19 protein-coding genes are annotated in these 22386 nt (G+C 55.9%); 15 read left to right on the forward strand and 4 right to left on the reverse strand.

Annotated features, from left to right (window positions below; translation table 11 throughout):
* Positions 1–54: 54 nt before the first annotated feature.
* From potH to bglB, 6 genes are all read left to right on the forward strand, one after another.
* Complete coding sequence (gene potH, locus HC231_RS04530) at positions 55–951, forward strand: putrescine ABC transporter permease PotH (RefSeq protein WP_425490549.1); 897 nt, start codon at positions 55–57, stop codon at positions 949–951.
* A complete protein-coding gene (gene potI, locus HC231_RS04535; RefSeq protein WP_208229919.1) occupies positions 948–1793 on the forward strand; it encodes a putrescine ABC transporter permease PotI in 846 nt (281 codons plus the stop codon). Before potH ends, potI begins: the two co-directional genes overlap by 4 nt.
* A gap of 117 nt (positions 1794–1910) precedes the next feature.
* Positions 1911–3548 (forward strand): glutamine hydrolyzing CTP synthase, encoded by a 1638-nt coding sequence (gene pyrG / locus HC231_RS04540; RefSeq protein WP_208229920.1) that lies wholly within the window; start codon positions 1911–1913, stop codon positions 3546–3548.
* 81 nt (positions 3549–3629) lie between these two features.
* Positions 3630–4931, forward strand: coding sequence for a phosphopyruvate hydratase (eno, locus tag HC231_RS04545; RefSeq protein WP_208229921.1), 1302 nt, complete (start codon positions 3630–3632; stop codon positions 4929–4931).
* Between the two features lie 415 nt (positions 4932–5346).
* Positions 5347–6903, forward strand: a complete 1557-nt coding sequence (locus HC231_RS04550; RefSeq protein WP_208229922.1) for an MFS transporter — start codon at positions 5347–5349, stop codon at positions 6901–6903.
* Positions 6904–6946: 43 nt separating this feature from the next.
* Positions 6947–8086, forward strand: a complete 1140-nt coding sequence (gene bglB, locus HC231_RS04555; protein WP_208229923.1) for a beta-galactosidase BglB — start codon at positions 6947–6949, stop codon at positions 8084–8086.
* A 142-nt stretch (positions 8087–8228) separates the two neighbouring features.
* Here the strand turns inward: bglB and HC231_RS04560 are convergent, their stop codons facing one another.
* On the reverse strand, positions 8229–9194 hold the full coding sequence (locus tag HC231_RS04560; protein WP_208229924.1) for an MBL fold metallo-hydrolase: 966 nt from the start codon (positions 9192–9194) through the stop codon (positions 8229–8231).
* A gap of 190 nt (positions 9195–9384) precedes the next feature.
* Here HC231_RS04560 and queE point away from each other — a divergent pair, with 190 nt between their 5' ends.
* Positions 9385–10056 carry a 7-carboxy-7-deazaguanine synthase QueE gene (gene queE / locus HC231_RS04565; protein WP_208229925.1) on the forward strand — a complete coding sequence of 224 codons (672 nt, stop codon included), beginning with the start codon at positions 9385–9387 and terminating at the stop codon, positions 10054–10056.
* Positions 10057–10257: 201 nt separating this feature from the next.
* Here the strand turns inward: queE and queD are convergent, their stop codons facing one another.
* Positions 10258–10620 (reverse strand): 6-carboxytetrahydropterin synthase QueD, encoded by a 363-nt coding sequence (gene queD, locus HC231_RS04570; RefSeq protein ID WP_208229926.1) that lies wholly within the window; start codon positions 10618–10620, stop codon positions 10258–10260.
* A gap of 376 nt (positions 10621–10996) precedes the next feature.
* On the opposite strand from queD, the gene cysJ reads away from it, so the two are divergent.
* The 8 genes from cysJ to HC231_RS04610 all read left to right on the forward strand — a co-directional run bounded on the left by cysJ (position 10997) and on the right by HC231_RS04610 (position 20702).
* Positions 10997–12835 carry an NADPH-dependent assimilatory sulfite reductase flavoprotein subunit gene (gene cysJ / locus HC231_RS04575; protein WP_208229927.1) on the forward strand — a complete coding sequence of 613 codons (1839 nt, stop codon included), beginning with the start codon at positions 10997–10999 and terminating at the stop codon, positions 12833–12835.
* Between the two features lie 35 nt (positions 12836–12870).
* Positions 12871–14586, forward strand: a complete 1716-nt coding sequence (gene cysI / locus HC231_RS04580; RefSeq protein ID WP_208231223.1) for an assimilatory sulfite reductase (NADPH) hemoprotein subunit — start codon at positions 12871–12873, stop codon at positions 14584–14586.
* A 12-nt stretch (positions 14587–14598) separates the two neighbouring features.
* Positions 14599–15333, forward strand: a complete 735-nt coding sequence (locus HC231_RS04585) for a phosphoadenylyl-sulfate reductase (RefSeq protein WP_208229928.1) — start codon at positions 14599–14601, stop codon at positions 15331–15333.
* A gap of 541 nt (positions 15334–15874) precedes the next feature.
* Positions 15875–17317: a siroheme synthase CysG gene (gene cysG / locus HC231_RS04590; RefSeq protein WP_208229929.1), complete on the forward strand. Its 1443-nt coding sequence runs from the start codon at positions 15875–15877 to the stop codon at positions 17315–17317.
* 9 nt (positions 17318–17326) lie between these two features.
* Complete coding sequence (gene cysD, locus HC231_RS04595) at positions 17327–18235, forward strand: sulfate adenylyltransferase subunit CysD (RefSeq protein WP_208229930.1); 909 nt, start codon at positions 17327–17329, stop codon at positions 18233–18235.
* 11 nt (positions 18236–18246) lie between these two features.
* Complete coding sequence (cysN, locus tag HC231_RS04600; RefSeq protein ID WP_208229931.1) at positions 18247–19692, forward strand: sulfate adenylyltransferase subunit CysN; 1446 nt, start codon at positions 18247–18249, stop codon at positions 19690–19692.
* Positions 19631–20320 (forward strand): adenylyl-sulfate kinase, encoded by a 690-nt coding sequence (gene cysC, locus HC231_RS04605; RefSeq protein WP_208229932.1) that lies wholly within the window; start codon positions 19631–19633, stop codon positions 20318–20320. Before cysN ends, cysC begins: the two co-directional genes overlap by 62 nt.
* A gap of 52 nt (positions 20321–20372) precedes the next feature.
* On the forward strand, positions 20373–20702 hold the full coding sequence (locus tag HC231_RS04610; protein WP_208229933.1) for a DUF3561 family protein: 330 nt from the start codon (positions 20373–20375) through the stop codon (positions 20700–20702).
* A 98-nt stretch (positions 20703–20800) separates the two neighbouring features.
* On the opposite strand, the gene HC231_RS04615 is transcribed toward HC231_RS04610, so the two are convergent.
* Entirely contained in the window at positions 20801–21535 is a 735-nt protein-coding gene (locus HC231_RS04615; RefSeq protein ID WP_208229934.1) for an amino acid ABC transporter ATP-binding protein, read from the reverse strand.
* Complete coding sequence (locus HC231_RS04620; RefSeq protein ID WP_208229935.1) at positions 21522–22286, reverse strand: amino acid ABC transporter permease; 765 nt, start codon at positions 22284–22286, stop codon at positions 21522–21524. Before HC231_RS04620 ends, HC231_RS04615 begins: the two co-directional genes overlap by 14 nt.
* Positions 22287–22386 lie beyond the last annotated feature (100 nt).

Consider the following 22386-nt stretch of genomic DNA (forward strand, 5'->3'; position numbering starts at 1 on the left):
TTTACCGAACATCACACGGCAGAGACGCCGGGCAAGACCGGTTTATTGCGGGTGATGGCCCGCTGGCGCCTGAAACACGGCCGCAATCTGGTGATCGCGCTGCCGTACCTGTGGCTGCTGCTGCTGTTTATGCTGCCGTTTCTGATCGTGTTCAAGATCAGCCTGGCGGAAATGGCGCGCGCCGTGCCGCCCTACACCGATCTGCTGTCCTGGGAGGACGCGCGTTTGGCGCTGGTGCTCAACCTGGATAACTATCTGCATCTGCTGAGCGATCCCCTGTATATCGAGGCGTATCTGCAATCGTTGCAGATAGCGGCGGTATCGACCCTGTGCTGCCTGCTGGTGGGTTATCCGCTGGCGTGGGCGGTGGCGCACAGCCGGCCGGAGATGCGTAATATTCTATTGCTGCTGGTGATTCTGCCTTCCTGGACCTCGTTCCTGATCCGCGTCTATGCCTGGATGGGCATCCTGAAAAACAACGGCGTGCTGAACAACTTCCTGATGTGGCTGGGCGTGATTCATGAGCCGTTGGTGATTCTGCATACCAATCTGGCGGTCTACATCGGCATCGTCTATTCCTATTTGCCGTTCATGGTGCTGCCGATCTACACCGCGCTGACCCGGCTGGACTATTCGCTGGTGGAAGCCGCAATGGATCTGGGCGTGCGTCCGATGCGGACTTTCGTCAGCGTTATCGTACCGCTGACGAAAGGGGGCATCATCGCCGGCTCGATGCTGGTGTTCATTCCCGCGGTGGGCGAGTTCGTGATCCCCGAACTGCTGGGCGGACCGGACAGCATCATGATCGGCCGCATCCTGTGGCAGGAGTTTTTCAATAACCGCGACTGGCCGGTGGCGTCGGCGGTGGCGACGATCATGCTGTTGCTGCTGATCGTGCCGATTATCTGGTTCCACAGACATCAGAGCAAAGACATGGGAGAGCCGACATGAACAATCTACCCGTCGTGCGTTCTCCCTGGCGCATTCTCATCCTGGTATTGTGCTTTACCTTTCTGTACGCGCCGATGCTGATGCTGGTGGTGTACTCGTTCAACAGTTCTAAGCTGGTGACGGTATGGGCGGGCTGGTCTACGCGCTGGTACGTCGAACTGTTTCATGATTCGGCGATGATCAGCGCCGTGGCGTTAAGCCTGACCATTGCCGCTGCTTCCGCCTCGATGGCGGTGATTCTGGGCTCGCTGGCGGCGGTGGTGATGGTGCGTTTCGGCAGGTTTCGCGGCTCCAACGGCTTCGCCTTCATGCTGACGGCGCCGCTGGTGATGCCGGACGTGATTACCGGCCTGTCGCTGCTGCTGCTGTTCGTGGCGCTGGGACACGCGCTGGGCTGGCCGTCGGAGCGGGGCATGCTGACCATCTGGCTGGCGCACGTGACCTTCTGTACCGCCTATGTGTCGGTGGTGATCGGCGCCCGCCTGCGCGAACTGGATCGCTCTATCGAGGAGGCGGCGCTGGATCTCGGCGCGGGGCCGGTGAAGGTTTTCTTCGTGATCACCGTGCCGATGATCGCCCCGGCGCTGATCTCGGGCTGGCTGCTGGCGTTCACCCTGTCTCTCGACGATCTGGTGATCGCCAGCTTCGTTTCCGGACCGGGGGCGACGACGCTGCCGATGCTGGTCTTTTCCAGCGTGCGTATGGGGGTGAATCCGCAGATTAACGCTCTGGCGTCGCTGATTTTGCTGGTCGTCAGCATTATCGGTTTTATCGCCTGGCGGTTTATCGCCAGAGCGGAAAAACAGCGGCAGCACGATCTGCAGAAGGCCGGGCGCGGCTGAAGCTGAGGGGGCGGCGGCGAGGGAAAACGAATATTTGTGGCGTTCATCAGGTTCCGGTATACTACTTTCCCGTCCTGGTATTTCCATCGTCTTTAAACCTAAACTCTCAGGTTCAGCATGACAACTAATTATATTTTTGTGACCGGCGGGGTCGTCTCCTCTCTGGGTAAAGGCATTGCCGCAGCCTCTCTGGCGGCTATTCTCGAAGCCCGTGGCCTCAACGTTACCATCATGAAACTGGACCCGTATATCAACGTGGATCCGGGCACGATGAGCCCGACACAGCACGGTGAAGTGTTCGTCACCGAGGACGGCGCGGAAACCGATCTCGATCTGGGTCATTACGAGCGATTCATCCGTACCAAGATGTCCCGCCGTAATAACTTCACGACTGGCCGAATCTACTCTGACGTACTGCGTAAAGAGCGTCGTGGCGACTACCTGGGCGCCACGATTCAGGTTATCCCCCATATCACGAATGCGATCAAAGAGCGCATCCTTGAAGGCGGCGAAGGGCACGATGTGGTGCTGGTTGAAATCGGCGGAACCGTCGGCGATATCGAATCACTGCCGTTCCTTGAGGCGATTCGTCAGATGGCGGTTGAAGTGGGCCGCGAGCATACGTTGTTTATGCACCTGACGCTGGTGCCTTATCTGGCCGCCGCCGGCGAAGTAAAAACCAAGCCGACCCAGCACTCGGTAAAAGAATTGCTTTCCATCGGTATTCAGCCCGATGTTTTGATCTGCCGCTCCGATCGTACCGTACCCGCCAACGAGCGTGCAAAGATTGCTTTATTCTGTAATGTGCCGGAAAAAGCGGTAATCTCCCTTAAAGATATTGATTCCATTTATAAAATCCCGGCGCTATTGAAATCTCAGGGTCTGGACGATTATATTTGTAAACGATTCAGCTTGAACTGTCAGGAAGCGAATCTGTCAGAATGGGAGCAGGTTGTTTACGAAGAAGCCAATCCGGGCGGCGAAGTAACCATCGGGATGATCGGCAAGTATGTCGCTTTGCCTGATGCTTATAAGTCCGTTATTGAGGCGCTTAAGCATGGCGGGTTGAAAAACCGCCTGACGGTGAACATCAAGCTTATCGATTCGCAGGATGTTGAAACCCGCGGCGTCGAAATTCTGAAAGATTTGGACGCTATCCTGATCCCCGGCGGATTCGGCTACCGCGGCGTTGAAGGTAAGGTGATGGCGGCGCGTTATGCCCGCGAGAATAATGTTCCTTATCTGGGCATTTGCCTGGGAATGCAGGTCGCATTGATGGAATATGCCCGTAACGTCGTCGGTATGGAAGGCGCAAACTCGACGGAGTTTGTGCCAGACTGTAAGTACCCGGTGATTGCGCTCATCACGGAATGGCGTGACGAAGACGGCAATATCGAGGTTCGCAGTGAAGATAGCGATCTGGGCGGCACCATGCGCGTCGGCGGGCAGCAATGTCATCTGGCCGAAGGCAGTCTGGTGCGCCAGCTCTACGGTGAACCGACGATCGTCGAACGTCACCGTCATCGTTATGAAGTCAACAACATGTTGTTGAAACAGATTGAAGCGGCGGGATTGCGCGTAGCTGGTCTTTCCGCCGATCGCAAACTGGTGGAGATCATTGAGTTACCCGATCATCCATGGTTCGTGGCTTGTCAGTTCCATCCGGAATTTACATCAACGCCGCGTGATGGACATCCATTGTTTGCTGGCTTTGTAAAAGCCGCTGGCGCGTACCAAAAGCGTCAGGTGAAGTAAGGTTTCGCCAGCGCCGCGCGGTCCAGAGATCGCGCGGTGTTCGTCTGAGGTTTTAGTTTAACTTGTACTGAGGAAATACTAATGTCCAAAATTGTTAAAGTCATCGGTCGTGAAATCATCGACTCACGCGGAAATCCAACTGTTGAAGCTGAAGTGCATCTGGACGGCGGTTTTGTTGGTCTGGCTGCCGCGCCATCAGGGGCTTCCACTGGTTCTCGCGAAGCGCTGGAACTGCGTGACGGTGACAAATCCCGTTTTCTGGGCAAAGGCGTAACTAAAGCCGTTGCCGCGGTAAACGGTCCGCTGGCTCAGGCTATCCTGGGTAAAGACGCGAAAGATCAGGCGAGCATCGATAAAATCATGATCGACCTGGACGGTACTGAAAACAAATCCAAATTCGGCGCCAACGCCATTCTGGCCGTGTCTCTGGCCGTGGCTAAAGCCGCCGCCGCTTCCAAAGGCCTGCCGCTGTATGCGCACATCGCTGAACTGAACGGCACTCCGGGTCAGTACTCCATGCCTCTGCCGATGATGAACATCATCAACGGCGGCGAACATGCCGACAACAACGTCGACATCCAGGAATTCATGATTCAGCCTGTTGGCGCGAAAACCGTTAAAGAAGCGATCCGTATCGGTTCCGAAGTGTTCCACAACCTGGCTAAAGTTCTGAAAGCCAAAGGCATGAACACTGCGGTAGGCGACGAAGGCGGCTATGCGCCGAACCTGGAATCCAACGCTGCTGCGCTGGCTGCGATCAAAGAAGCGGTAGAAAAAGCCGGTTACGTGCTGGGTAAAGACGTTACTCTGGCGATGGACTGCGCCTCTTCCGAGTTCTACAACAAAGAAACCGGTAAATACGAACTGAAAGGCGAAGGCAAAACCTTCACTTCTCAGGAATTCACTCACTACCTGGAAGGCCTGACCAAAGAATATCCGATCGTTTCCATCGAAGACGGTCAGGACGAATCCGACTGGGACGGTTTTGCTTATCAGACCAAAGTTCTGGGCGACAAAATCCAGCTGGTAGGTGACGACCTGTTCGTAACCAACACCAAGATCCTGAAAGAAGGCATCGACAAAGGCATCGCTAACTCCATCCTGATCAAATTCAACCAGATCGGTTCTCTGACCGAAACTCTGGCTGCGATCAAGATGGCGAAAGATGCCGGCTACACTGCCGTTATCTCTCACCGTTCCGGCGAAACTGAAGACGCCACCATCGCCGACCTGGCGGTAGGTACTGCGGCCGGCCAGATCAAAACCGGTTCTATGAGCCGTTCCGACCGTGTTGCTAAATACAACCAGCTGATTCGTATCGAAGAAGCGCTGGGCGCTAAAGCACCGTTCAACGGTCGTAAAGAAATCAAAGGTCAGGCTTAATTCTTAGCCTTTTCCTGCTGCTTATAACCAACGGCTCCTTCGGGGGCCGTTTTTTTTACCGCCATTCTTTGCTTCTTCGTATAAAAAACGCCGTTTTCGGCGCTCCGAAGGAGAACGGGTCAGGGCGCCCGTCATAAAAAAATTGCGGCCCGTCTCAAATCCTCCTCTTTCCGCATGCAGTAATACGCCGCCAGAACTACATTAATCAGACCGACGGTTCCATTAATATAAAATGCCTTTTTATAAAATATTTGAAGCCGATCGGTTAATTCTTTTCTGTGGTGCCAGTACGGGTCGCCCGGTGGCAAAAGCACAAAGGTGTGCGCTCGGTCTGAACGTTACCTTAGTGCCATGGCGGGTATAAGCATTTCGCCGGCTATGACACCTTCATAAAAATAACCGAGGAAGGATGGTAATGAAAACACGTAAGATCGGGCTGGCTAATTATCTGGCCTACGGCTCGGGCGACTTTCTTGGGGCAGGCACTACCGCACTGACGGCCGCCTGGTTACTCTATTTTTACACTACGTTCTGCGGTTTAACTCCGATTGAGGCAACCTTCATTTTTGCGATGGCGCGCGTATTGGATGCCGTCGTCAGCCCGTTAATGGGCTTCCTGACCGATAACTTCGGTTCTACCTGGCTGGGTAAACGCTTCGGCCGCCGTAAATTCTTTATCTTGCTCGGTATCCCTTGCGTATTCAGCTACAGCTTTATGTGGGTAGGCGATATGGGATATTGGTACTACCTGTTGACCTATCTGCTGTTTGATGTGATTTATACCATGGTGCTGGTGCCGTATGAAACGCTGGTGCCGGAAATGACCGACGATTTCAAACAGAAAACCAAATTCTCCGGCGCACGCATCGCGCTGGCTCAGCTTTCCGCCATTCTGGCCGCTTTCCTGCCCGGCATTCTGTTGGGATATTTCGGCAAAGACAACGCGGTTTCCTTCTTCTACGCCAGCCTGGTGTTCTCGGTGATCTGCGCCCTGGTGTTGACGCTGGTGTATTTGTTCACCTGGGAACGGCCTCGCGATCAAATGTCCGAGGCTTCTTTGCGGGCGGAAAAAGAGCGTCAATCCCTGTCGTTGGTGGATAGCCTGAAACGGCTGAATGTCGAACTGTTATCGACGCTGCGTATTCGTATTTTCCGCCAGCATTTAGGGATGTATCTGGGCGGCTATATCGCGCAGGATGTGTTCAATGCCGTATTCACCTATTACGTGGTCTTTGTGTTAATGCAAAGCCCGACGATGGCCTCTAACCTGATGGGGACGATGGCGATCCTGCAATTTATCGCGGTGATCGGCATGATCCCGCTGTGCATTCGCTTCGGACCCGCGCCGTCTTATCGTCTGGTGGTCTGCCTGTTCGGGCTGAGCGCGCTCTCTTACGCATTCCTCTGGTACAGCAATCTGCATGACGCTTTCTCGCTGCTGCTGCTGATTTCGGCGCTGGCCGGCTTGGGCCGCGGCGGGATTAACTACGTGCCGTGGAATACCTACACCTATATCGCCGATGTCGACGAGGTGATCACCGCACAGCGCCGCGAAGGGATTTTCGCCGGCATCATGACGCTGACCCGCAAGGCTTCCCAGGCAGGCGCGGTGATGCTGGTAGGGATCGTGCTGCAGCTTTCCGGCTTCGTATCCGGGCAGAGCGTACAGACGCCGGGCGTCAGCCACACCATCCTGATGATCCTGAGCTTCGGCACCGTTGGGGTGTTGGCGCTGGGCTTTCTGGTCTCCCTGCGTTTCAAACTCAATCTTCAGACGCACAGCGTATTGCGTGAGGAAACGCAGAAGATGCGCGAAGCCGGACGTCCGGTCCCTGAACAAATCACGCCGCAAGCCAGGGCGACCGTCGAAATGCTGGCCGGCATGCCTTATGAGTCGCTGTGGGGCAACAACAATATCGGCTACCTGAACCGGAATAAGGCGAACTCCGTAACGCGCGTGACTCAGCCCTGAACGTTTTGAATTGTTAAATGCTAACTAAATTGGATGATTTACTATGACCGTATTCAGTGTAAAACATAGCCCGCTTTTGTGTCAGCCCGAACGTTTCATCTCCCGCGAGGATCTGAAGGCGCTGATTTGCCGTATCACTGATAATCTGGTGAACATTGAAGATAAAACCGGCGAGTTTCTGCTGCGGCTGGATGACGGCCGGGTGATCGACACCAAAGGCTGGGCCGGTTGGGAATGGACGCACGGCATCGGTTTGTACGGTATTTATCAGTATTACCAGCAAACGGGCGATGAGCAGATGCGGGCCATCATTGACGACTGGTTTTCCGCCCGCCTGGCGGAAGGCACGCCGACCAAGAATGTGAATACCGTTTGTCCTTTCCTGACGCTGGCCTACCGTTACGAAGAAACGCATGATGCCCGCTGGCTGCCGTATCTGGAGCGCTGGGCCGAGTGGGTGATGTATGAAATGCCGCGCACCCAAAAGCAGGGATTGCAGCACATTGTTTATAACAATGAAAATACCGAGCAATTGTGGGACGACACGCTAATGATGAGCGTGCTGCCGCTGGCGAAAATCGGCAAGCTGTTAAACCGGCCGGAATTCGTGGAAGAAGCGACCTACCAGTTCCTGCTGCATGTTCAGTATCTGATGGATCGTCAAAGCGGGTTGTGGTTTCACGGCTGGACGTTCGCGGAAAAGCATAACTTTGCCAAAGCGCGCTGGGCGAGGGGCAATAGCTGGCTGACCGTGGCGATCCCCGAGTTTATCGAACTGTTGGAATTGCCGGAGCACAATGCGACGCGCCGCTTCCTGTTGCAGGTGTTGGAAAGCCAGATTGAGGCGCTGGCGAAATATCAGGATGACAGCGGTTTGTGGCACACCCTGATTGACGATCCGCAATCGTACCTTGAAAGCTCGGCGACGGCCGGTTTCGCCTACGGCATTCTGAAAGCCGTCCGCAAGCGCTACGTGGATAAAAGCTATGCGCCAGTGGCGGAGAAAGCGATTCGCGGCGTTATCAATCACGTAAATGCGGACGGTGAGCTGACTCAGGTTTCATTCGGCACCGCAATGGGCAACGATCTTGATTTTTATCGTGAAATAGCCCTGACTTCTATGCCGTACGGCCAGGCGATGGCGATCCTCTGCCTGTCGGAATATCTGCGGGTTTATCTGTAATGATGAAGGCGGGTATCCCGGCATGGGATGCCCGCCTCAGACTGTCGTAATGCCCGATATTAGGGTCAGCGCCCCTCGGCGCGATAATGAGGTTGTCGTCAACCGCAATGAACGTCTGGGCGGGGAATGCCCGCCTGAACGTTTAGTTGGTTAGCCCCGCCACGCTGTAATTAATCGGAACCCAGCGATAACCTGATTGCTCACCGGCTTTAACGTGGCCGATGCCGGGAAATGAAATGTGCGTGCCGGCCACCCAATAGCCCTGACTGGCGGCGTCCGCCAGTATTTTGCTGCGGGTTTGCGCCGCCGTATCCATATCGGAATCAAAACTGATGGTGGTGGCCGGCAGCGGGAACTGCACGGCCGCAACATGAATGATATCCCCCCAGATCAGCAATTTTTGTCCTGCGCTCTCTACCCAGAACGCCGTATGACCGGGCGTATGTCCGGGGGCGGGTAACGGCGTGATGCCGGTGAAGAGCGGATGCTCGCCGGCAAAGGTTTTCAGCTTGTTGGCCGCCTGGATGGTACGAAAGGCGGCCTGAACCCGCTGGAATGCCGGTTTCTGCGCTTCACCGGCCTGTTTCAGGTTCGCTTCGCTGAGCCAATAATCGGCCTCGGTCTGGCTGACGTAGACGGTGGCGTTGGGAAACGTGAGTTTGCCGTCGCTAATCAGGCCGCCGAAGTGATCGCCATGCAGGTGCGTCATTAACACCGTATCCACCTGTTCCGGTGAATAACCGGCGGCCTTAAGGTTATTCAATACCTTACCCACGGTAGGATTGGCCTGTTTGCCATTGCCGGTATCCACCAATATCAGATTTTGTCCGGTATTAATCAGATAGGTATTGATGGAGGTATCGACGGGCGCGCTCAGCGACTGTTCCGCCAGCCGGGTTGTGATTTGCTCCGGCGACGCCCGCGTCAGCAGTTTATCGACCGGCATGGCGTTGGTGCCGTCAGCCAGCGCGGTAATTTCAAATTGCCCCAGCAGCATGCGGTAATAGCCCGCTTGAGTTTTAACCTGCGGAACCGGCTGTGCCGTAGCGATGGCGGGGACGAAAACAGACGTCAGCAACAGTAAAGCGAGAGATCTCAATCGATTCATGTTTTTCGTTCCTTGTTAATGAGTTAGCGTTGAAATGCATCGGTGAAACGTATGGATTGCCTGCTGATTATTAACCGTACTGTAACATTACTCAAATCAGATACGAACATAGGGTAATCAATGTGGGAGTTTGGTGTGCCGCCGTCTATCTGCGATAATGTGTTTTTAAGTTACAGGTATAGTGAAAAACATGCAGTACCCGATTAATGAAATGTTTCAGACGTTGCAGGGCGAAGGCTATTTCACCGGTGTCCCGGCGGTGTTTGTGCGCCTGCAGGGATGTCCGGTCGGTTGTAGCTGGTGTGATACCAAACATACCTGGGACAAACTTGCCGAGCGGGAAATTCCACTGGATCAGGTACTGGTTAAAACGCAGGAAAGCGATGGTTGGGGAGCCGCCGGCGCCGAGGACGTTCTGAGGCTGATCGAACGGGAAGGCTATACCGCGCGCCATATTGTGATCACCGGGGGAGAGCCCTGTATTCACGATCTGGCTCCGCTGACGCTGCTGTTGGAACAGCAGGGGTTTAGCTGTCAGATAGAAACCAGCGGCACGCATGAAGTTCGCTGCTCGCCTAAAACCTGGGTGACGGTTTCCCCGAAAGTGAATATGCGCGGCGGCATGGCGGTGATCGATCAGGCGCTGCGCCGGGCGGATGAAATCAAACATCCGGTTGCCCGCGAGCGCGATATCGAAGATCTGGACGCCTTGCTGGCCCGGTTGCAGGATGACAAACCGCGCATTGTGGCGCTACAGCCGATCAGTCAGAAGGAAAGCGCCACTAAATTGTGCATCGCCACCTGTATCGCCCGTAACTGGCGGCTTTCCATGCAGACGCATAAGTATTTGAATATCGCCTAGATCCTCGCCAAGCCGTCTTTCCCGCGGCAGTGAACGAGGGTGAGTTTGACGACCCAGTTCGCTACGACCCCCTCCCAGCCTCCCTGCTAGGGGGAGGCGCGTTCTCCCTCCCCTGCGAGGGGGAGGGCCGGGGAGGGGTTAGCGTCGGGAGGAGATGGAGCGCTGTTTTTTGCAACGGTTCTGGTGGCTTGAGATGCGCGGCTACTCGCCTTTATATATGCAGCCCGCGGTGCAGGTCTCTTTTACCATCACGGCGCTCAGTTCTGGCAAGGAGGGCTTAACCTGCTGCCAGATCCAACGGGCCAGCACTTCGCTGGTGGGATTTTCCAGACCGGGAATGTCGTTCAGATAGTGGTGATCCAGCTTTTCCCACGTTGGTTTGAACGCGGCTTTTAATTCAGCGAAGTCCATCACCCAGCCGGTATGCGGATCAACCTCGCCGGTAATTTCCAGTCGAACCATAAATGAATGCCCATGCAGGCGTCCGCATTTATGTCCGGCCGGAACATGGGGCAGACGGTGGGCGGCTTCAAACTGAAAATCTTTAAATAGCGTGGTTGCCATGGCGGTGCTCTCAGGTTCTTTTACAAATCGCTTTTAATAAGCGAGATTAAAAACCGTCGCATACTACCGGAAATCGGCGCGTGAAGCACGTTTAGTCGCCATTCGGCGCGTAGCCGGGCGCAATTATGCCGCCAGTTGAACGCCGGCTCGCCCCTCAACGGGAATGTTATCGGCAGGGCAAGTAATGAATCGCGGCCTATAACACTTTAAGCAATAAGGGTTATCAGAAAAACCATTTAGTCATTTTGGTTATTTAATATTTCCATCATTTCTTTAGTTGTTAAGATGCTGGTGGTTAACCTAAATGCTGCATTCATCTTTTCATTGCATGAATTTGTCTTAGTCCGGTCACAAGCACAAGGAAATAGAGATCATAATGACAACTCCGGTTTCTCCGACTTCGTTGCTCCCGTTGAGTGCGGAGCAATTAACGCGTTTACAGGCGGCAACCGGTGATTTTTCACCTATGCAGCTAGCCTGGTTGTCCGGTTATTTTTGGGGGCTTCTACAGCAACCGACGGCGCAACAGCCGCCTGGTTCAGCGGCCATCGCCGCGAATGCGGGCTCATCGGCGGCGGTCTCTGTTCCGGTTCAGAGCATTACGTTGATTTCCGCCTCTCAAACCGGTAACGCGCGTCGGCTCGCCGAGCAGTTGAGAGATGATCTCTTAAACGCCAAACTGGCGGTAAATCTGGTGAATGCCGGCGATTATAAATTTAAGCAGATCGCGCAGGAAAAACTGCTGCTGATCGTGACTTCGACGCAGGGAGAAGGGGAGCCGCCGGAAGAGGCGGTCGCGCTGAATAAGTTCCTGTTTTCCAAAAAAGCGCCGCAGTTGAAAGATACCGCGTTTGCGGTATTTGGATTGGGTGATACCTCCTACGAGTTTTTTTGCAAAGCTGGCAAAGATATAGACGGGCGACTGGCCGAACTGGGCGCGGAACGGCTGTTGGATCGCGTTGACGCCGATGTCGACTATCAGGCCAAAGCCGAGCAGTGGCGCCGGCAGTTGGTGGATATCCTTCAGGCCCGCGTACCGGTACAGGGAACGGCGGTCGCGTCAGCGAGCGCCAGCGGCGCGCTGGATGAAATCACCAGCAGTCCCTACAGCAAGGAATCGCCGCTGCGGGCTGCGTTGTCGGTGAATCAGAAAATCACCGGACGTAACTCAGAGAAGGACGTGCGCCACATTGAGATCGATCTGGGCGATTCCGGCTTGCGTTACCAGCCGGGCGATGCGCTGGGCGTATGGTTTGAAAACGATCCGGCGCTGGTGCAGGAACTGCTTGAGCTGCTGTGGCTGAAAGGCGATGAGCCGGTGACGCTGGACGGAAAATCGCTGCCGTTGTCGCAGGCGCTGCGCAGCCATTTTGAACTGACGCAAAATACCGCGCCAATCGTTGAAAAGTATGCGGCGCTATCGCGTGATGAAACGCTGCTGTCGCTGGTGGCGGATAAACCGGCCTTACAGCAATTCGTTCAGCGGACGCCGCTGGTGGATATGGTGCGCCAGGCGCCGGTTGAGCTGACGGCGGAACAGCTTACCGGTCTGCTGCGTCCGTTGGCGCCGCGTTTGTATTCCATCGCCTCTTCACAGGCGGAGGTGGAAAATGAGGTGCACATCACCGTGGGCGTGGTGCGTTATGATTTTAACGGCCGCGCGCGCGCCGGCGGCGCATCCAGCTATCTGGCCGATCGTCTGAGTGAAGATGATGAGGTCCGGGTGTTTATCGAACATAACGATAACTTCCGCTTGCCGTCCGACCCGGATGCGCCGGTGATCATGATTGGCCCCGGCACCGGAATCGCGCCGTTCCGCGCCTTTATGCAACAGCGCGAGGCCGACGGCGCCGGCGGTAAAAACTGGTTGTTCTTCGGCAATCCTCATTTTACGGAAGATTTTCTTTATCAGGTCGAGTGGCAGAGTTACGTAAAAGACGGCCTGCTGACGAAGATCGATCTGGCCTGGTCGCGCGATCAGGCGCACAAGATTTACGTTCAGGACAGGCTGCGGGAGAAAGGCGCTGAAGTGTGGCTCTGGCTGCAGGAAGGCGCGCATATTTATGTTTGCGGCGATGCCAATCGCATGGCGAAAGATGTCGAACAGGCGTTACTGGATGTGGTGGCCGAGCACGGTGCTATGGATGCCGAGCAGGCCGACGAGTTTTTGAGTGATTTGCGCCTTGCGCGCCGTTATCAGCGAGATGTGTACTAATGAGCAAAAAGCCATTATCAGATGAAAAAAACGCCTTGAGTGAAAGACATCCCGGCCCATTGGTGGTGGAAGGGAAACTCGCTGACGCCGAGCGCCTGAAAAAAGAAAGCAATTTTCTGCGCGGCACCATTGCCGAGGACTTACAGGATGGCCTGACCGGCGGTTTCCACGGCGATAACTTTTTGCTGATCCGCTTTCATGGCATGTATCAGCAGGACGACCGCGATATCCGTGCCGAACGCGCCGAGCAGAAGCTGGAGCCGCGTCATGCCATGATGCTGCGTTGCCGTTTGCCGGGCGGGGTGATCACGCCCCAGCAGTGGCTCGGCATCGATAAATATGCCGCCGAAAATACCTTGTACGGCAGTATCCGGCTGACCAACCGCCAGACGTTCCAGTTCCACGGCATTCTTAAACCGAATGTGAAACCGGCGCATAAACTGCTGAACAGCCTGGGATTGGACTCGCTGGCAACCGCCAACGACGTTAACCGTAACGTGATGTGTACGTCGAATCCGGTGGAGTCCGAACTGCATCAGCAGGCCTATGCGTGGGCGAAGAAGATCTCTGAACACCTGCTGCCGCGCACCCGGGCCTATGCCGAGATCTGGCTGGATCAGGAGAAGGTCGAAACCACGGACGAAGAGCCGATTCTGGGGGCGACCTATCTGCCGCGTAAGTTCAAAACCACCGTGGTGATCCCGCCGCAGAACGATGTGGATCTGCACGCCAACGATCTTAACTTTGTCGCCATTGCCGATAATGGCCGGCTGGTTGGCTTTAACGTGCTGGTGGGCGGCGGACTGTCGATCGCCCACGGCGACAAGGCGACCTACGCGCGCACCGCCAGCGAATTGGGCTACATCCCGGTAGAACACACGCTGGCGATTGCCGAAGCGGTGGTCACCACCCAGCGAGACTGGGGCAACCGCACCAATCGTAAAAATGCGAAAACCAAATACACGCTGGAACGGGTGGGCGTGGAAACGTTTAAACAGGAAGTGGAAAAACGTTCGGGCGTACAGTTCGAGTCGGTGCGTCCTTATGAATTCACCGGCCGCGGCGATCGGATCGGCTGGGTGAAAGGCATCGATAATAAATGGCACCTGACGCTGTTTATCGAAAACGGCCGTATTCTGGACTATCCCGGCCGGCCGTTGAAAACCGGACTGGCGGAAATTGCTAAAATCCATAAGGGGGATTTCCGCCTGACGGCGAATCAGAACCTGATTGTCGCCGGGGTGCCTACGCGCAGTAAGGCGAAGATTGAAGCGCTGGCGCGCGCGCATGGGCTGATTGACGATAGCGTGACGGAACAGCGTAAAAACTCTATGGCCTGCGTGTCCTTCCCGACCTGTCCGTTGGCGATGGCGGAAGCGGAACGTTTCCTGCCGCAGTTTGTGACCAAAGTTGAAAATATCATGCAGCAGCATGGCGTGGGCGACGAGCATATTATCCTGCGCGTGACCGGCTGTCCCAACGGCTGCGGCCGGGCGCTGCTGGCGGAGATCGGTCTGGTGGGGAAAGCCATCGGCCGCTACAACCTGCATCTGGGCGGCAACCGGGAAGGTACGCGTATTCCGCGCATGTACCGAGAGAACATCACCGAGGCGGAAATCCTCAATGAGATAGACCAGCTAATCGGGCGTTGGGCGAAAGAGCGTAAAGATAATGAAGGCTTTGGCGATTTCACCATCCGGGCCGACATCGTTAAACCGGTGCTGGATCCCGCGCGCGACTTTTACGACTGACAGGAGATCCTGATGTCCGAGCTTAATCTTGAAGCGCTTAACGCCTTAGCTAAAACCGAACAGGCCGCGGCGCTGGCGGAAGTCAACCAGCGGCTGGAACGGCTATCCGCGCAGGAGCGGGTGGGCTGGGCGCTGGAAAACCTGCCGGGGGAATATGTATTGTCCTCCAGCTTTGGTATCCAGGCGGCGTTGTCCCTGCACCTGGTGACGCGGCAGCGGCCGGATATTCCGGTCATTCTGACCGATACCGGCTACCTTTTCCCGGAAACCTATCAGTTTATCGACGCGCTGACGGAACAGCTGAATTTGAATCTTCAGGTCTACCGCGCCGAGCTGTCGCCCGCCTGGCAGGAGGCGCGCTACGGTAAATTGTGGGAGCAGGGGGTTGAAGGCATTGAGCGCTATAACCAGATGAACAAGGTGGAGCCGATGAACCGGGCCTTAAGCGAACTTAAGGCGAAAACCTGGTTCGCCGGTCTGCGGCGCGAGCAATCCAGCAGCCGCGGCCACCTGCCGGTGTTGGCGGTACAGCGCGGCGTGTTTAAATTCCTGCCGGTCATTGATTGGGATAACAAGCAGGTGTATCAGTACCTGAAACAAAACGGGCTGAGCTACCATCCGCTGTGGGATCAGGGATATCTCTCGGTGGGCGACACCCACACCACCCGGAAATGGGAACCCGGCATGAGCGAGGAAGAAACCCGCTTTTTCGGTTTGAAGCGAGAGTGCGGCCTGCACGAAGAGTGAGTGATTAACCGGGTTTATTCCTGATATTAAATATAAATCCTGTATTAAACCGTTCGCCCCATGGCGTAAGAAATTACGCCGAGGTGGGTGTCCCCGCGAATGCACCGCAAGCCGGTGCCGCGTCGGATAAAAATGCCGGGAGCATATTAAACAGCGTTTACGCTGGCCCGGTAGGGCGAGTCTCAGGGATGAGACGAGTATTCCGTCACTGGCGCTTCGGAAAAAGGGCGACCGCCGAAGGGAACCGCGTCAGCGGCGTGATTTCAGCCATAAGTCCGGGTTCGCAGGGGGGCGTTTGAATCACCCTGCGTCGGTCGCGAGCTACGACGTAGCAGGGGAAATGGCGGCTTTATCGCGCACGAAATATTCTCCAGTATGACATATTTCAATTCCTGGGGAGTCCTCAGCGCCCAGCCGGGGCGCGGCTTAACACCCGCTGTTATTCCATTACGGAACTTGTCATTCCAATTCGGCATTTCATAAGTGTTCCGTCCGCGCCGTATAGTCACTTTATCTATTTTTTAGCTTAGTTAAGGCGATTGTGAACTATCTACCCATATTCGCGGATCTTCGAGATCGCCCGGTGTTGGTGGTCGGCGGCGGCGAAGTCGCCACGCGCAAAATCGAACTGCTGCAACGCGCCGGCGCCGAAATAAAGGTGGTCGCTCAGTCGCTGTCGGAACATTTAACCGCGCAGCATCAAGCCGGCCGGCTTGAGTGGACGGCCCGGCGTTTTACGCCGGAGCTGTTGTCGGATGTGTTTCTGGTTATTGCGGCAACGGACGATCGGGAACTTAATGCCGCCGTCTTCGAGGCCGCCAATCAGCGTTATTTGCTGGCGAACGTGGTGGACGATCAGCCGAAGTGCTCTTTTATTTTTCCCTCCATTGTCGATCGGTCGCCGCTGGTGGTGGCGATCTCGTCCGGCGGGCAGGCGCCGGTGCTGGCGCGGCTGCTGCGCGAGAAGCTTGAAGCCCTGTTGCCGGTCAGCCTGGGGACGATGGCCCGGCTTGCCGGAGGTTGGCGCGAGCGCATCAAGCAACATTTGCACTCTTCGGGGGAGCGACGCCGATTCTGGGAGCGCCTTTTCTACGGGCGTTTTTCCAATCTGGTGGCGGCAGGACAGCTTTCTCAGGCGGAAGAAGAACTGCAACAGCAGCTCGAACAGCAGCGACAGGAGCAGCAAAAAACACCCGCTAGCCGGGGGGAAGTCTCGCTGGTCGGCGCCGGTCCCGGCGATGCCGGGTTGTTGACGTTGCGGGGGCTGCAGGTTATTCAGCAGGCGGATGTGGTGCTGTATGACAACCTGGTAAGCGATGAGGTGCTGGAACTGGTGCGCCGCGACGCCGAACGTATCTGCGTCGGCAAACATGCCGGCGGCCATTCCGTATCCCAGGAAGAGATCAACCGATTGATTATCTCATTAGCCCGGCAAGGGAAACGGGTCGTACGCCTGAAAGGCGGCGATCCCTTTACTTTCGGCCGCGGCGGCGAGGAGTTGCAGCAGGTGGCGCAGGCCGGCATTTCTTTTCAGGTGGTGCCGGGCATTACCGCCGCCGCCGGCGCTACGGCTTATGCCGGTATACCGTTAACGCACCGCGACTATGCCCAGAGCGTCGTATTTATTACCGGCCATTGCCGGCCTGACGGCCAGGCGCTGGAGTGGGCGACGCTGGCGCGCGGCCGCCAGACGCTGGCGATCTATATGGGAACGGTGAAGGCCGCCGATATCGCTCGGCAACTGATCGCTCACGGCCGTGCCGCCGAGACGCCGGTGGCGGTGATCGGCCGGGGAACCCGGCAGGATCAGCAGGTGCTGACCGGCACCTTGCAACAGTTGGAACATTTGGCTCGACAGGCGCCGGCGCCGGCGTTGCTGGTGATAGGCGAAGTGGTGAATTTGCACCATCAGATCGCCTGGTTCGGTCGGCAGTCGCTGGCGGCGCGGCAAGATAGCCGGCCGGCGGTAGTGAATTTGTCTTAAGGAAGGGTTATGAACGAGAAACGACTCACCCATTTACGGCAGTTAGAGGCCGAGAGTATTCATATCATCCGCGAAGTGGCGGCGGAATTCAGCAACCCGGTGATGATGTACTCTATCGGTAAAGATTCCTCGGTGATGCTGCATCTGGCGCGCAAAGCCTTTTTCCCTGGATCGCTGCCTTTCCCGCTGCTGCATGTGGATACCGGTTGGAAATTTCGTGAAATGTACGAATTCCGCGACCGCACGGCGAAAGCATACGGGTGTGAGCTGCTGGTGCACCGTAACCCGCAGGGTGAAGCCCTGGGCATTAATCCGTTCATTCACGGCAGCGCCAAGCATACCGATATCATGAAAACCGAGGGGTTAAAGCAGGCGCTGGATAAATATGGTTTTGACGCCGCTTTTGGCGGCGCGCGGCGTGATGAGGAAAAATCGCGCGCCAAAGAACGGATTTATTCGTTCCGCGACCGCTTTCACCGCTGGGATCCGAAGAATCAGCGCCCGGAGCTGTGGCATAACTACAACGGTCAAATCAACAAGGGCGAAAGCATTCGCGTATTTCCGCTGTCCAACTGGACCGAGCTGGATATCTGGCAGTACATCTATCTGGAAAATATCGATATTGTGCCGCTCTATCTGGCCGCTCCGCGTCCGGTTCTGGAGCGCGACGGCATGTTGCTGATGGTGGATGACGATCGTATCGATCTGCAGCCGGGCGAAGTGATTGAACAACGCATGGTGCGTTTCCGTACCCTGGGCTGCTGGCCGCTGACCGGCGCGGTTGAGTCAAACGCGCAAACGCTGCCGGAAATCATTGAAGAGATGCTGATTTCCACCACCAGCGAACGTCAGGGACGGGTGATTGATCGCGATCAGGCCGGTTCAATGGAGCTGAAAAAGCGTCAAGGGTATTTCTGAGGAGCCGTCGAATGAACCAGTTTGTTGAACAACAGAGCGCAATCGCCAAGCAGATTGCGGAACAAGGGGGCGTGGAAGCCTATCTGCATGCTCAGCAGGATAAAACCCTGCTGCGTTTTCTGACCTGCGGCAGCGTCGACGACGGCAAAAGTACGTTGATTGGCCGCTTGCTGCACGATACCCGTCAGATTTATGAAGATCAATTAAACACGTTGCACAGCGACAGTAAGCGGCTGGGGACGCAGGGGGAAAAGCTGGATCTGGCTTTGCTGGTTGATGGTCTGCAGGCCGAGCGCGAGCAGGGCATCACCATTGATGTGGCTTACCGCTATTTCTCGACGGAAAAGCGCAAATTCATCATTGCCGATACGCCGGGACATGAGCAGTATACCCGCAATATGGCGACCGGGGCATCCACCTGCGAGCTGGCGATCCTGCTGATCGATGCGCGCAAAGGCGTATTGGATCAGACCCGGCGTCACAGTTTTATCGCAACGCTGCTGGGGATACGCCATCTGGTGGTGGCGGTGAACAAAATGGATCTGGTGGGCTATCAGCAGACGGTGTTTGAGCAATTCAAACAGGACTATCTGGATTTCGCCCAGCAGTTACCCACCGATTTGAATATTACCTTTGTGCCGATTTCCGCGCTGGACGGCGATAACGTCGCCAAGCCGAGCGGCGCGATGAGCTGGTACACCGGGCCGACGCTGCTTGACGTGCTGGAAACCGTCAATGTGGCGCAGCGTAGCCTTAGTCTGCCTATGCGTTTCCCGGTACAGTATGTGAACCGCCCGAATCTCGATTTTCGCGGCTACGCCGGTACGCTGGCGTCCGGCGTGGTGAGCGTGGGGCAGCGGGTAAAAGTGTTGCCGTCGGGCGTCGAGTCCAGCGTCAGCCGGATCGTCACCTTTGACGGCGATCTGCAACAGGCGCAGGCCGGCGAGGCGATCACGCTGGTGCTGGCCGATGAGATCGATATCAGCCGCGGCGATCTGCTGGTCGACGGTACGGAAACCCTGCAAGCGGTGCGCAACGCGCTGGTGGATGTGGTGTGGATGGCGGAACAGCCGCTGGTTCCGGGGCAGAGTTATGACATCAAGATTAGCGGCAAAAAAACCCGCGCCCGGGTAGAGAATATTCAGTATCAGGTCGATATCAATACCCTGACGCAGCGGGTAACGGAAAATCTGCCGTTGAACGGCATCGGCCTGGTTGAACTGGCGTTTGATGAACCTATGGTGTTGGACAATTATCAACAACATCACGTTACCGGCGGCATGATCTTTATCGATCGCCTGACCAATGTCACCGTGGGGGCAGGGCTGGTTCGTGAAGTTATTGAGCAAACGTATCAGGAGCCCGGCGCTTACAGCGCGTTCGAGCTGGAGCTGAATGCCCTGGTTCGCCGCCACTTCCCGCATTGGGGCGCGCGCGATCTGTTGGGAGGGAAATAGCGTGTCCCAACGCCATTCATCTTTTTTATCCGCCGATGAGAATGTCGTCTGGCATTCTCACGTGGTGTCTCGTCAGGAGCGCGAACGGCTGCATGGCCATCAAGGAGCGGTTATCTGGTTTACCGGGCTTTCCGGGTCGGGCAAATCGACGCTGGCCGGCGCGCTGGAGCAGGCGCTGCATCAGCGGGGCGTCAGTACCTACTTGCTGGACGGCGATAACGTCCGTCACGGTCTGTGCCGCGATTTAAGTTTTACCGACGACGATCGGCGGGAGAATATTCGCCGCGTCGGCGAAGTTGCCAAACTGATGGTCGATGCCGGGCTGGTGGTGCTGACGGCCTTTATCTCGCCGCACCGCGCGGAGCGGAAAATGGTGCGGGATCTGCTGTCTGAAGGGCGGTTTATCGAGGTGTTCGTCGATACGCCTTTAGCCATCTGCGAAGCTCGCGATCCGAAAGGACTCTATAAGAAAGCGCGGGCCGGGGAACTGCGTAATTTCACCGGCGTCGATTCGGTTTATGAAGCGCCGGAAGCGCCCGATGTTCATCTGAACGGCGAACAATTGGTAACAAATTTGACCGCTCAACTGTTAGATCTGCTGAGCCAGCGAGCTATTATCAACCTCTAATACTTCGTCACTCCCGCATTTGTGCGGAGTGACGAAATTGAAGGGGAAAACTATGCAGAATGTCACTCAGTTAGGTGTCGCCAAGACAGATACAATGCGCGACGAAGACGACGGTTTCTCATCTCTGTTTCTGGGGGCCGGCGTCGGCTTTTCATTTTATTGCCTGGCTTTCAATATTCCCTTTCTGGTCTACGGCGCTAATACCGCGTTTTTCCTGATGCTTTACACCTGGCCGTTTTTTCTGGCGCTGATGCCGCTATCGGTGGTGATAGGCGTGGGGTTCAGCGTGGTGCTGAACGGCAACGTCTGGTATACCCTTTCCGCAACGGGATTATCGGTGATTTGTCTATTTTGGCTGGTATTTTCGCTTCTCGTTGGTTGACGATAAATCCGGCCGGTGGGATAGATTTATTGCGGAGCATCGACCCGAATGGATTGTGCGTTCAGATGATCGGCCCGTGCGAGGCACGGGCAACGGCCTTAAGAATTGACCTGTAGAACTTTACTCAGAAAAGCGCGAGTGCGCGGATTCGCCGGATTGGTAAAGATATCTTCCGGCTTGCCCTGCTCCTGAATGATGCCCTGATCGATAAAGATGACCCGATCGGCCACCTCTCTGGCGAAGGTCATTTCATGGGTTACGATAACCATGGTCATTCCCTCATTCGCCAGCGTTTTCATCACCGCCAGCACTTCCCCCACCAATTCGGGATCCAAAGCGGAAGTCGGCTCGTCAAATAGCATGATGGCGGGTTCCATGGCCAGCGCGCGGGCAATCGCCACGCGCTGCTGCTGACCGCCCGACAGGCTGTTCGGCCAGGCGTCGATTTTATCCAGCAGTCCGACCTTTTGCAGCAGGGCTTCCGCACGCTCGATCGCCTGCGCTCTGGAAAGTTTCTTCACATCCATCGGCGCCATAATCAGATTTTCCAGCACGCTCATGTGCGGAAATAAATTGAAGCGCTGAAATACCATGCCGACGCTTTCCCGCATACGGTTTAAATTGGTTTTTTGATCGTGGATGGCGAAGCCGTTAACGGTCACTTCCCCGCCGGAGAGGGTTTCCAGCGCGTTGATACAGCGCAGGAACGTGCTTTTACCCGAACCGGACGGGCCAATCAGGCAAACGACTTCCTGAGGCGCGATATCGCAGGAAATGCCGCGCAGAACGTGGGTATTGCCAAACTGTTTTTGCAGGTTATTAACGTGAATCACTTTTACCGAACCTCATTTCCATGTGCCGCACCAACAGTGAAAGCAGGAATGTAATGACCCAATAGACTACGGAAATAGTCAGGTAGGGTTCCCAATAAGTGGCGTAGGCTCCAGAAACCGTACGGGCGGCATAAGCGAGGTCGGCCAGACCGATTGCCGACGCCAGCGACGAATCTTTCACAATGGCGATGGCGTTGTTACCCAGCGGGGGGAGCATACGCCGGAACGCCTGCGGCAATATGACTCTTCGCATGGTACGGCCGTAGCTCATCCCCAACGAGCGAGAGGCTTCCATCTGACCGCGATCGATCGACTGAATTCCCGCGCGGAATATCTCGGAAACATAGGCGCCGGCATTCAGGGTAATCGCCACGATGCAGGAGAGAAACGCGCCATAGTCGGAGCGTAACATACGGGCGAAATCCGACGACATAATGTTGCTGGTGACCAGCAGACCGTCGCGTGGGTTAATAAACATCGGAACCAGGGCGAAGTGCACCACCATAATTTGCACAAACAGCGGCGTACCGCGAAATGCGCTGATATAGATGCGTACCGGCCATTGTACGCCGTAGTGCAACACATATTTCCATAGGCCGTGCGGCGCCTGGGCCAGCCGTCCCAGCCCCAGGGTTAATCCCCAGCAGGTGCCTAGAATGACACAGATGAAGGTGCATTTGATGGTCATCCAGGCGCCTTGCGTAAACAATGGCGCATATTCCTGAATGATCTCCCAACGAAATCCCGTCAAGATTATTTCCTTTATTGAATAGATGGTCTGTCAGTAAGGCAAACGGGCATGCGCGCTCGCGGGTTAATGCTTGAGCGCGCCGCCGCGCTATCAGCCGCGT

The organism is Brenneria izadpanahii (assembly GCF_017569925.1).
GTDB lineage: Bacteria > Pseudomonadota > Gammaproteobacteria > Enterobacterales > Enterobacteriaceae > Brenneria > Brenneria izadpanahii.

What these genes read in the sequence shown, in the direction of transcription:
- HC231_RS04585 (WP_208229928.1), top strand. Translation starts at nt 14,599, where the DNA reads ATGTCCGAGCTTAATCTTGAAGCGCTTAACGCCTTAGCTAAAACCGAA.
- bglB (WP_208229923.1), top strand. Translation starts at nt 6,947, where the DNA reads ATGACCGTATTCAGTGTAAAACATAGCCCGCTTTTGTGTCAGCCCGAA.
- cysJ (WP_208229927.1), top strand. Translation starts at nt 10,997, where the DNA reads ATGACAACTCCGGTTTCTCCGACTTCGTTGCTCCCGTTGAGTGCGGAG.
- HC231_RS04610 (WP_208229933.1), top strand. Translation starts at nt 20,373, where the DNA reads ATGCAGAATGTCACTCAGTTAGGTGTCGCCAAGACAGATACAATGCGC.
- potI (WP_208229919.1), top strand. Translation starts at nt 948, where the DNA reads ATGAACAATCTACCCGTCGTGCGTTCTCCCTGGCGCATTCTCATCCTG.
- cysC (WP_208229932.1), top strand. Translation starts at nt 19,631, where the DNA reads ATGCCCTGGTTCGCCGCCACTTCCCGCATTGGGGCGCGCGCGATCTGT.
- HC231_RS04560 (WP_208229924.1), bottom strand. Translation starts at nt 9,194, where the DNA reads ATGAATCGATTGAGATCTCTCGCTTTACTGTTGCTGACGTCTGTTTTC.
- queE (WP_208229925.1), top strand. Translation starts at nt 9,385, where the DNA reads ATGCAGTACCCGATTAATGAAATGTTTCAGACGTTGCAGGGCGAAGGC.
- pyrG (WP_208229920.1), top strand. Translation starts at nt 1,911, where the DNA reads ATGACAACTAATTATATTTTTGTGACCGGCGGGGTCGTCTCCTCTCTG.
- potH (WP_425490549.1), top strand. Translation starts at nt 55, where the DNA reads ATGGCCCGCTGGCGCCTGAAACACGGCCGCAATCTGGTGATCGCGCTG.
- HC231_RS04550 (WP_208229922.1), top strand. Translation starts at nt 5,347, where the DNA reads ATGAAAACACGTAAGATCGGGCTGGCTAATTATCTGGCCTACGGCTCG.
- cysN (WP_208229931.1), top strand. Translation starts at nt 18,247, where the DNA reads ATGAACCAGTTTGTTGAACAACAGAGCGCAATCGCCAAGCAGATTGCG.
- cysD (WP_208229930.1), top strand. Translation starts at nt 17,327, where the DNA reads ATGAACGAGAAACGACTCACCCATTTACGGCAGTTAGAGGCCGAGAGT.
- queD (WP_208229926.1), bottom strand. Translation starts at nt 10,620, where the DNA reads ATGGCAACCACGCTATTTAAAGATTTTCAGTTTGAAGCCGCCCACCGT.
- eno (WP_208229921.1), top strand. Translation starts at nt 3,630, where the DNA reads ATGTCCAAAATTGTTAAAGTCATCGGTCGTGAAATCATCGACTCACGC.